We start from the raw sequence: 10,848 nt of genomic DNA, 5'->3' as shown, positions 1-10,848 counted from the left end.
CAGTATATACAAACTTCTATCCTTTATCTTATCAATTACATCTAAAATGTTTGGGAATGGTTTAGTGTTATCAAGCATATGCTCTTCATATATCTTAAAGAATCTATCTATAACTCCATCTCTAATCTTTCCATTCACATAGGAGAAACTCTTCTCAAGAAGAACATCAGTACCATTGCCTATAAACTCATATATCTTTTCCTCTGAAATAGGGGGAAGATTTTCCTCCTTGAGGAGAAAATTCACAGACCTTGCAATATCAATCTTTGTATCAAAAAGGGTTCCGTCAAAATCAAAGATTATAACCTTTATCTTTTTCATAAGTAGGGAGGCCTGTAGTCTCTAAAGTATAGGAAATCTATACCAACAGTTCTTGATGAAATTTTGGGAATTGGAGGGAACTTCCTTTTAAAGTGGGAATTAAAAACCATCTTTAAAACCTTATTAACCCTTGTTTTATCAAAACCTTCCCTCACAATCTCATCAGGTTTCTTCCTTAAATCAACAAGAAGGTATAGTATTTTATCTAATTCATCGTAGGTTATACCCATCTCTCCTTCATCACTTTGCCCCTCCCACAGTTCTGCTGATGGGATTTTATTTAAAATAAAATCAGGGATTCCTAAGTATCTTGCAAGGATTCTTACCTGAGTCTTGTATAGATCCCCAAGAGGAAGGATAGAAGATGCCATATCTCCATACCATGTGGTATATCCAACCAGGATCTCGCTTTTATTTGATGTTCCCGTGACAAAGGCAGAATACTTCTTTGATTTGTCAAAGAGCACTGCCATTCTTGTTCTTGCCATGAAGTTCCCCTTCCTTGCCCTATCCATATCCTCCATTTCAAAGTATGGATCACACATAGCTTTAATATCTACAATCTCTCTTTCTGTGTTTAGAATCTCTGTTATTTTTATGGCATCCAATTTTGATTTCTCTCCAAGTTCTCCATACGGCATAATTATTCCAATAACATTTTCATTTCCCAAGGCTTCAACGGAGAGATAAAATGAGAGGGTAGAATCAATACCACCACTTAAACCAATAACTGTTTTTTTAAGACCAATCTTCTCACTCTCCTCCCTTATAAACTCCACTATGTATTTCCTTGCAAACTCTTTATTTAATGTAAGTTCAATCATCATGAATCTCCTCTATATTTGAAACAATCAAGTCCACATCCTCTTCTCTCCTTAAGGGAAGTTTAAACCTTGCCTCTTCAATTAAAGAAGTTTTTATCTCTTTGGTTCCCATAGTCTCCTCCAAAAGAGGCAGGCTAAGTATGGTGGTTCCATATGGATCCTTAATACTTGAACCACCCATAAAACCTATCCCCTCCTCAAAACCAACTCTGTTTACAAAGAATATGAAGCTCTGAAATCTTGAGGCATAGGAAGATATGAGAGAATCTGTTGTCTTAAAGATACCTACATCTTTCTCATTGTAGCCGCCCCTTACTGGTATTGCAGATACAAAAATCATGAAATCAACATTTTTTAGATAGTATATAAGAGGTAGTGATGGATGAAAGAAATCTCTGCAAATTAATATCCCTGCCTTTCCAAATCTTGTATTAAAACTTTTAACTTTTCTTCCCCTTCCAAAGAATTTCAAATCTTCAAACATTCCATGTGTGGGAGGGTAGATCTTTCTATGAACATGAATGATTTTCCCATAAGATAGATAGGCTTGAGAAATGTAGAAATTCTTGTCCTCCCCTCTCTCCACAAAACCCACAACAATGTCAATCTTTTTACTTAAATCTGAAAAAATATTCTCAATCTCATTTCTATCCATTGCTACATCAAAAGTACCGTCTTCAAGGTAGTATCCTGTAAGAGATAGTTCTGGAAATATGATCAAGTCACTTTCCTCATCTATGGCATTTTTAATAAAAAGTTCATGTTTTTTGATGTTCTCATCGATCCTTCCTAAATTGGGATTTATCTGTGCAAGGGTAACTCTAAAATTCATTTCTTATCCTCCTTAAAAATGGTAACCTCATAAGGGCATATAAAAGGGGAAGACCAATAAGATAAGTTGCCAGTGCTTCACCTATTATTATTGAGAGAGATACTGATAGATACATTCTTAAATCAAAATTTGTAAAAGATAAAGTGTCGCTTTTAGAAAGAAGGGTAATATAAAAACTTACCCCAAAACCATTTATAAGAATAGGGGGAATTGGAGCAAGATAGGGCTTTTTTGTTTTACCTAAAAGGTGGGTGAGATACGCAGCAAGAAGAGTAAGAGTGGATCCGAAAACTACATCAATTATCCCAAAGGGTGAGAAGAAATTGGCAATAAAGCAACCCACAAAAAGACCTAAAATGGCTTCTGGAAATATAAAAGGTAGAAGTGTTAAGGCTTCAGACACCCTTATCTGGAATGCCTTGAAACTTATAGGTGCAAATAGAAGGGTTAAAGAGAGATACAATCCAGCAACAATTCCAGCTATGGCAAGCTTTCTAATTGCCTCCTTCTTCATCCTTTCTACCCTTTAAAAAGCCAAAGAATCCCCTCTTTTTCTCATTTTTCTCATCATTCTCATTTTGTTCCACAACTTTCTCCTCTTTCTCCCTCTCAGATTTCTCTTCCGTCTCCTCAGGTTTCTTCCCCTCAATCTCTCTCAACTTAGCTTCAAGCTCCTCTTTCTCTTTTTTTAGTGCCTCTAATTCATTCTCCTTTCTCTTTATATCCTCTACAAGTTTCGTAATTCTTTTGTTCAGTGATCTTGTTTTTCTTTTTAAGAGAACAATTTGAGGTAAGTGCCAGAGCCAGACAACGATAGCACCAAACAAAAGAGCTCCTATGAAGACAAAACCCACTGGTATAGGTTCTGGAGTTGACCATTTAAGAAAAGTGAGAGTAACCGGCTGACTCCCATTCTGAAAGAGGAAGATTATGGCAAGTATAAACAAAATGAGATAGATAACTGTTCTAATCATCTTTCACCTCCACCACAATTTTACCAAATTTTTTTACCCTAACCAATTTATGTTCTTAAGGTTGGATCAATTGCATCTCTTATCCCATCACCAAGAAGATTAAATCCAAGCACTACAAGTAAAATACATAAACCAGGAAATGTGGCTACCCACCAAGCTCCAGCAGTAATGTACTGATAGCTCCTTGCAAGCATAGCTCCCCATTCTGGTGTTGGAGGTTGAGCACCAAGTCCAAGAAAGCCAAGGGCAGCAGCATCAAGAATGGCGCTTCCGATACTTAATGTTCCATAAACTATTATTGGCGAAAGCACATTCCTTATAACATGTCTCCATATAATCATGTAATGTGGTTCTCCAATGGCAACTGCTGCCTCCACATACTCCATATTCTTCACCATCATTGTCTCTGACCTTACTATTCTCGCAATTTGTGGAGCGTAAGTTATACCAATAGCTATCATTGCTTTGTCCAATCCGGTTCCAAGAATTGCCATAATCACTATTGCAAGAAGGATACTTGGTATAGAAAACATAATATCTACCCCCCTCATTATTAAGCTATCTAAAATACCACCAAAGTATCCTGATATCATTCCAAAAAAAGAACCAAGAAGGACACCTATAATAACCGCTATAAAACCGACAGTAAGAGAAACTCTTGCACCGTATATAATCCTTGATAGAAGGTCTCTTCCAAAATCATCTGTACCAAGAAAATTTTGAAAATTTCCTGCCCAGAAACCAGGTTTAAACCTATCCTTCAGTGATTGAGAGAGGGGATTGAATGGAGCAAGATAGTTGGCAAAAATGGCAATAATTACTGCCACAATAATTATAAATAACCCTGCCATTGCAGTTCTATTCTTCTTTAAATATCTCCATATTACCAAAAATTCGTTTTTCTTTCTCATTTAATATCTTATCCTCGGATCAATATAAGCATAAAGAATATCCACAAATAGATTTACTATGGCAACCAAGAATGCAACAAATATAATGGAACCCTGAACAACTGGGTAATCTCTTGCACTCACAGCTCCAACAATATATCTCCCAAGACCGGGCCAGGCAAAAACTGTTTCCGTTAAAATTGCGCCAGCTAATAAAAGGGCAAACTGAGTCCCCACACTCGTCACAATGGGAATTAGAGCATTTCTAAAGGCATGCTTTAATATAACACTTTTTTCAGATAGACCCTTAGCTTTAGCAGTTCTCACATAATCTTTACTCATAACATCAAGCATGCTTGATCTCGTTATTCTTGCTATAAAAGCCATTGGGATTGTCGCAAGAGCAATACCTGGAAGAACAAGGTGTTTCAAAATATTGAAAAAAGCTTCAAAGTTGCCTGTAATTAAGCTATCTATGAGAAGGAAATTTGTGATTCTATTAACAGAGATATATACATCCATTCTTCCAGATATGGGAAGTATGTGCAGCCAGATTCCAAAAATAAGCATAAGCATTATACCTAACCAGAAAACCGGCATAGATACACCAAAAAGAGCTACAGTCATTGTTAAATAATCCCAAAAAGATTTTCGCTTCACAGCTGAAACTACACCTGCAAAAACACCAACTACCGTTGCAATTATCATGGCAAAGAGAGAGAGTTCAAATGTGTTGGGAAACCTGTATAGAAGTTCTTTTAATACACTATCTCCTGTCCTTACAGACCTTCCGAAATCTCCTTTAAGTGCGCTTTTTAACCATATAAAATACTGAACTATAAGTGGTTTATCAAGTCCCCACTTCTCTCTTATCTCCTGAAGTATCTCTTCAGTGGCGTGCTCACCTGCAAGCACCACAGCTGGATCACCTGGGGCAAGTCTTATAAGAAAAAAGGCAAATATGGAAACCACAAACAAGACAAGAACCAACTCAAAAACTCTTCTTACTATATACTTTCTCATAGCTCATAAAAAGAGAGGGGGGAATTCCCCCTCTAAAGAAAAATTACTTACCTTCCTCCTCAATATAGGTTGTGTCAAAGTGATAGTCACCAGTTGGATAAATCTTAAACCCTTTAACATTTTTTCTAAATACAAGCATCTGATTTGCGTGTGCAAGGCAAACCCATGGTGCATCTTCATGAATAATCTCCTGAATCTCCTTATAGTATTTTTTTCTCTCTGCTCTATCGTATGTCTGTTTAGCCTTCATATTGAGTTCATGAACCTTGTCATTCCTGTAGAAGGCAACATTTCCTGCACTTCCAACTGTTGCAGCATCTTTATCAAGAAGTACATAGAGAATGTTATCAGGGTCAGGATAATCCATTGTCCATCCAAGTAAACACATTGCATGTTCTCCAGCTTCTGTTTTTTGAAGGTATGTACCCCAGTCATAGCTTACTATTTTAGCTTTAATTCCAACCTTCTCAAGGTCTGCTTGAATTGCCTCAGCAATCTTTTGAGGATCAAACATGTATGGTCTTGCAACAGGCATTGCCCAGAGATTTGTTTCAAAACCATCTGGATAACCTGCCTCAGCCAAAAGTTCCTTTGCTTTCTCAGGATTATATTCATAATCTTCTATCTCATCGTTGTATCCCCAGAGTGTTGGAGGAAGTGGATTCTTTGCTGGAACAGCGGTCCCTTTATAGAGGTGTTTCACAATATCCTTCTTATTAATAGCATAGTTTACTGCCTTTCTTACCCTCACATCACCAAAATGTGGATCATAACCAGGAGTATCCTCACCCATATTCATTGCAAGATATCCTATATTAAGACCCGGCTGAGATAAAAGCTTCAGATTTGGATCGCTCTTGATCTTCTCAAGATCGTCTGGATTTGGAAACTCCATTCCCTGAACATTACCCTGCTGAAGCTCAAGTAATCTTACAGAGGCATCTGGAATTACCTTAAAAATTAACTTATCAATCTTTGGCTTTTCTCCCCAGTAATCATCAAACTTCTCCAGTGTTATATGATCATCTTTGATCCATTCAACGAACTTAAAAGGACCTGTTCCTACAGGATGTGCATACCATTCTTCTCCCCATTTTTCTGCACTTGTTGGACTCACTATAAACGCTGTAAACATAGCCATGGTTGTAAGGAATGGAGCAAATTTCTCCTTGAGTGTTATCTTTACAGTATAATCATCCACCTTTTCAGTCTTCTCAACTGCTCCAAAAACCCATCCCCAGTATGCCCATTCACCATACTTATGGAATGGGTGATTTGGATCCCTTTGTCTTTCAAGAGAGAAAACTACTGCATCGGCATTGAAATCTGTCCCATCATGGAATTTTACACCCTTTCTTAAATGGAAAGTGAATACCTTTCCATCATCACTTATATCCCAGCTTGTTGCAAGACATGGTTCAATCTCTGTAGTACCTGGTTTATACCTTACAAGTCCCTCAAAGATATTGTCCATAACGGTAACAGACTCTCCATCTGTTACATCCGCTGGATCAAGCTTTACAGCATCGCCTGCTTTTGCAAAGGTTAGAACAACAGGTTTCTTCTCCTCTGGTTTACAGGCAGTAAAACCTGCAATACCCACTAAAGTCACCAACAATACCAAAACAACCAGTGTGACACTGATCCTCCTAAAATGCTTCATCCCTACCTCCTTAAAAAACTTTTTTAAATTATATGGATATGTATAGGTGTTGTCAAGAAAGATTGAACAAAAATTGAAAAAAGAGCGTCAAATTGTATAATAAAAAGGATGAATATAGAGAGAGTTATAGCAAAAAACAGAAGGGCACTTTTAACACTTGATGTAGAAGAAAAGATTGAGGCAGGAATCTCCCTTCTTGGAACTGAGGTTAAATCCATTAAGGAGGGAAGGGTAAGCTTTAAGGATTCTTATGTAAGAATTGAAGATGGAGAGGCATACCTTGTAAACCTTGACATAGGACCGTATCCAAACGCTCATTTTGGGAATCACGAAAGGATGAGGAGAAGAAAACTCCTTCTACATAAAAGGCAGATACTGAGACTTCAGGGAAAGTTAAGTGAAAAAGGATATACAGCTGTGCCTTTAACTATATATATAAATGATAGGGGGCTAATTAAAGTAGAAATAGGAGTTGGAAAGGGAAAGAAGCTCTATGATAGAAGAAGAAAGCTGAAGGAGAAGGATTTGAAGAGGAGAATAGAAAGGGAGGTAAAATATGGGTATTAAATTAATCTCTGTCCTTTTAATAATTTTCCTTATCTTTCCGTTTATAAATGTCTATTCAGAGGAAAGGATAGAGGTTATAATCACACCTCCAACAAATATAAGGAGTGGGCCTGGGCTTGAGAATGAGATTCTCATTACTATAACAGAGAGAACTGTTTTAAAGGTTATTGCTGAGGCAAAGGATAAGGATGGGAGGGTGTGGTATAAGGTTAAACCCCCTCAGATTGGAAAGGAGGGGTGGGTTGCATCATGGGTTGTTGAGGTGAGGAAGATTGAGGAAAAACCTGTGAATGATATAGAGGTTATAATTACTCCTCCAACAAATATAAGGAGTGGACCTGGGCTTGAGAATGAGATACTTATAACTATAACAGAGAGAACTGTTTTAAAGGTTATTGCTGAGGCAAAGGATAAGGATGGGAGGGTGTGGTATAAGGTTAAACCCCCTCAGATTGGAAAGGAGGGGTGGGTTGCATCATGGGTTGTTGAGGTGAGGAAGGCTAAGGAAGAAGAAAAAGAAAATGCAGGTGTTATAAAGGAGTATACAAACTTAAGGACAGGACCATCCATCTCTTATGAGGTAATTAAAAAGATTGAACCAGATACAAAGGTATCTGTTTTAGGTATGGCTTATAACTCCTCCTCTGAAATATGGTACTTTGTTAAAACTGGAGATGATGCAGGATGGGTCTTTTCTGAAAAGATAAGGTTAATCCATATTGATAAAGTGGTTGATACAAAATCTGTAGATAAAAAGATCACTCTTAAAGAGGAGAAAACTTTATATGATGGACCATCAGAGGATATGAAAACAGAAGATACCCTACCCAAGGCTTCCGTTGTTACAGTAATTGGAGTTGCTTTGATATTACCGGACATTCAATTCTTTGAGATAACCTATAAGGGAAGAATATACTGGATAAAGGAGAAGGAAACTCATGGGGAAAAACCAGAGGAGAAAAAGGAAATCCAGATAAACAATGTAAAGTATAGAGTGGAGGAAAATGCAGTTGTAATTGAAATAGAAAGTAGTAAGGAGATAAAAGAGTATAAAGAGACCCTGTTAACAAATCCTTTAAGATTGGTTCTTGATATTTCAAATTCTTTACTCCTCTCAGGTAGTTTCTCCAAAGAGATTGACACATCTGGAGTTTTAAGGGTAAGGGGGGCTCAATTTCAATTAAATCCACCCATTACAAGAATTGTTGTTGATCTTGAAAAGAATTTAAAGTATGACATAAAGAAAACTTCAAGTGGCTTATCCATAACAATATTCACCAAAGGTATTCCCCCAGGATATAAAATATACCTATCTCAAGACCTCTTGTATATCTTTCCCGCTCCCTTTGAAAAGAATAATACCTTATACATACCACTGAAATCACTACTTGAGTCTCTTGGCATAGTCTATAAATGGGATAAAGATAAAAAGGAAATAGAGTATAGAATTGTGGGAAAAAGCATAATAATTAAAGACTTGAAAGTTGTTGAGAAGGGTGATGAAAAAAGAGAATTTAAGCAAAAACCTTACTTTTCAAAGGATGAAGTTTTTGTTCCCCTTTCCTTTATACCTTACATATTAGAAGTTGGGGTTTACTATAACAAAGAGACAAAAAGTCTGTATCTTGACCCATACATCCTTAAACTTGATTTAAACAAGGAATCTTCTCTAAAGGCAACTTTAACAATCTTTACTTCACATGAGGTAAAATTTACAAAGGTGGTTAAGGAGAATGAAATAATTTTAAAGATAAATGGACTCCCTTCTCCAAACAGGAATTTTAAAGATTACGATGTGGTTAAAAATATCTCCACAACGCCAAGAAAAAATTCATCCTCTCCTGTAACAGAACTTATTTTAAAAAATCAGGAAGGATACAAATCTATATCCATAAAGGGAATTAAATCCCCTCCAGGAATTCAAATTGTATGGTCCAAAGAGAAGGGGAAGGGACTTAAAGGGAAACTCATTGTCCTTGATCCTGGTCACGGTGCCTATACTGAAGGAATCTACTACGATACAGGAGCAGTTGGACCATCTGGCTCCTATGAAAGTAAACTTGTCCTTGATATTGCAAATAGGGTGAAGGAACTTCTCCTTAATGAAGGAGCAAGGGTAGTAATGACAAGGATGAAGGAAAATGATAGATCCACCCCTCACCTTGATGAGAGGGTAGAGATTGCAAATTCCTCTGGTGGAGACCTTTTTATATCCTTTCACCTAAATGCCTCTACATCACCTGATGCCCATGGAACTGAGACATACTACTTCCATCCCTTCAGCTACAAATTTGCAGAGATAGTTCAAAATAAAATAGTGAATGTCTTAAACACAACAGATAGGGGGGTAAAGAGAAAAGGATTTGAGGTTGTAAAAGATGTGGTAACCATGCCATCAGTTCTTATTGAATTTCTCTTCATAACAAATCCAGAGGAGGAGAAGATGATACTCAATCCTGACATAAGAGAAAAGTTGGCAGAGGCAGTTTTTGAATCCATAAAGGAGTACTTTGGTGAGTAAAATCGGAGTCTTTGACTCCGGGATTGGGGGGCTTTCTGTACTCAAAGAACTTATAAAAACCTTCCCAAAAAATCACTTCATATACCTCTCAGACGAAGGTTATTTCCCATATGGAACAAAAGAGAGAGAGGAGATTATAGAAAGGGGTGAAAGAATTGTATCCTTCCTTAAGGAAAAGAAGGTAAATTTAGTTGTTGTGGCATGTAATACCATGAGTTCTGTTGGATTGCCCTACCTTAAAGAAAAATTCAGTATTCCAATAGTTGGTGTAATAGAGGGAGCAGTGGAAAAAGCTATATCCACAACAAAAAATGGAAAAATTGGAGTTATATCAACTCCTCTTACAGCAAAATCCCACATATATAAAGAAAGAATTACCTCCCTACTTCCAGAGGCACAGGTTTTAGAGATAGGTTCACAAGAACTTGTAAATGTTGTGGAAGATGGGATGATAGAAGAAAATCCTGTTTTTCCTCTTGCAAAGAGGGTGCTTTCCCCTCTAAAAGATGTGGATACATTGATTCTTGGATGCACACATTTCCCACCTTTGGAAGAAATTATAAGAAGGATTATTCCGCATGTTAAGATTGTAGATCCTGGAAAAGAGATTACTTTTAAACTAAAGCATCTTGTAGAGTGTAATTCTAATTTGAAACTTGAGTTTTACACAACTGGAGATAAAAATTCTTTTAAAAGGAAGGCAAATATATTTATAGATGACTTTAATTTTGAAGTAAAAGAGATTGACATTTAAGCTTTAAGAATAAATAGATACAACTTCTCCCACTTTTTCTTTCTTCTCCTTGCCTGAATTTTTGTCTTTATCTCCTTTAATACTGAGTATCCCTCCTTATCAAAAACCTCCTTCAAAGAATCTATAGCCCAGTCTCCAGAAAAATTTGCATAACTTAGAATTATAAATCCACCATCTTTAAGAAACCTTTTTGCCTCACTTAAAAATCTATGTATAGTTTCACCGCCTCTATCGTGAACGCTTTTTCTTCTTCCTTTACCCCTTACCCATGGAGCATTAAAAATTATTAAATCAAACTTTCTATCAATTCTTTCAAATAAATCTCCCGGTTTATAAACATATATTCCTTCACCTTCGGTATTTATAAGGGTTGAAGCCACTGCCTCTGGTAAAATATCAGATGAGAAGACCTCCACATTTTTATCCTTCAAAACTCTTTTTGTTAGAATTGAGAGGACTCCTGATCCACACCCCATATC

At 36.8% G+C, this 10,848-nt stretch carries 12 protein-coding genes; 3 read left to right on the top strand and 9 right to left on the bottom strand.

The features are described from left to right. The 8 genes from J7J33_05660 to J7J33_05625 form a co-directional block, all read right to left on the bottom strand. Positions 1-321 (bottom strand): HAD hydrolase-like protein (locus tag J7J33_05660; protein MCD6168765.1); only part of this gene is annotated, 321 nt, incomplete at its 3' end. After that, on the bottom strand, positions 318-1,145 hold the full coding sequence (locus J7J33_05655; GenBank protein ID MCD6168764.1) for an NAD+ synthase: 828 nt from the start codon (positions 1,143-1,145) through the stop codon (positions 318-320). The genes J7J33_05660 and J7J33_05655, both read right to left, overlap by 4 nt. Then, the gene (locus tag J7J33_05650) at positions 1,138-1,977 is read right to left on the bottom strand and encodes a nitrilase (GenBank protein ID MCD6168763.1); all 840 of its coding nucleotides are present in this window, start codon (positions 1,975-1,977) and stop codon (positions 1,138-1,140) included. Before J7J33_05650 ends, J7J33_05655 begins: the two co-directional genes overlap by 8 nt. Beyond that, the gene (locus J7J33_05645; protein ID MCD6168762.1) at positions 1,967-2,491 is read right to left on the bottom strand and encodes a QueT transporter family protein; all 525 of its coding nucleotides are present in this window, start codon (positions 2,489-2,491) and stop codon (positions 1,967-1,969) included. The genes J7J33_05650 and J7J33_05645 overlap by 11 nt, the downstream gene beginning before the upstream one ends. Then, complete coding sequence (locus tag J7J33_05640) at positions 2,472-2,951, bottom strand: LapA family protein (GenBank protein ID MCD6168761.1); 480 nt, start codon at positions 2,949-2,951, stop codon at positions 2,472-2,474. Before J7J33_05640 ends, J7J33_05645 begins: the two co-directional genes overlap by 20 nt. A gap of 47 nt (positions 2,952-2,998) precedes the next feature. After that, positions 2,999-3,862: an ABC transporter permease gene (locus J7J33_05635; GenBank protein MCD6168760.1), complete on the bottom strand. Its 864-nt coding sequence runs from the start codon at positions 3,860-3,862 to the stop codon at positions 2,999-3,001. Continuing rightward, positions 3,863-4,864, bottom strand: a complete 1,002-nt coding sequence (locus J7J33_05630) for an ABC transporter permease (protein MCD6168759.1) — start codon at positions 4,862-4,864, stop codon at positions 3,863-3,865. It lies immediately after the preceding gene. A gap of 43 nt (positions 4,865-4,907) precedes the next feature. Next, complete coding sequence (locus tag J7J33_05625) at positions 4,908-6,527, bottom strand: ABC transporter substrate-binding protein (protein ID MCD6168758.1); 1,620 nt, start codon at positions 6,525-6,527, stop codon at positions 4,908-4,910. A 114-nt stretch (positions 6,528-6,641) separates the two neighbouring features. Between J7J33_05625 and smpB the strand changes: the two genes are divergently transcribed. The 3 genes from smpB to murI are packed head-to-tail and all read left to right on the top strand — an operon-like array spanning position 6,642 to position 10,369. Continuing rightward, entirely contained in the window at positions 6,642-7,094 is a 453-nt protein-coding gene (gene smpB, locus J7J33_05620; GenBank protein MCD6168757.1) for an SsrA-binding protein SmpB, read from the top strand. Further along, the gene (locus tag J7J33_05615; GenBank protein MCD6168756.1) at positions 7,084-9,615 is read left to right on the top strand and encodes an N-acetylmuramoyl-L-alanine amidase; all 2,532 of its coding nucleotides are present in this window, start codon (positions 7,084-7,086) and stop codon (positions 9,613-9,615) included. The genes smpB and J7J33_05615 overlap by 11 nt, the downstream gene beginning before the upstream one ends. Next, complete coding sequence (gene murI, locus J7J33_05610) at positions 9,608-10,369, top strand: glutamate racemase (GenBank protein ID MCD6168755.1); 762 nt, start codon at positions 9,608-9,610, stop codon at positions 10,367-10,369. Before J7J33_05615 ends, murI begins: the two co-directional genes overlap by 8 nt. Here the strand turns inward: murI and J7J33_05605 are convergent. Next, positions 10,366-10,848, bottom strand: a 483-nt coding sequence (locus tag J7J33_05605; protein MCD6168754.1) for a methyltransferase, incomplete at its 5' end; no start/stop codon positions are given. The two genes, murI and J7J33_05605, sit on opposite strands and share 4 nt — an antisense overlap.

The organism is Caldisericia bacterium (genome assembly GCA_021158845.1).
In the GTDB taxonomy this organism is placed as follows: Bacteria; Caldisericota; Caldisericia; order B22-G15; family B22-G15; genus B22-G15.
Note: the sequence above shows the minus strand (reverse complement) of the source record. Positions and strands in the feature narration are given on the sequence as shown.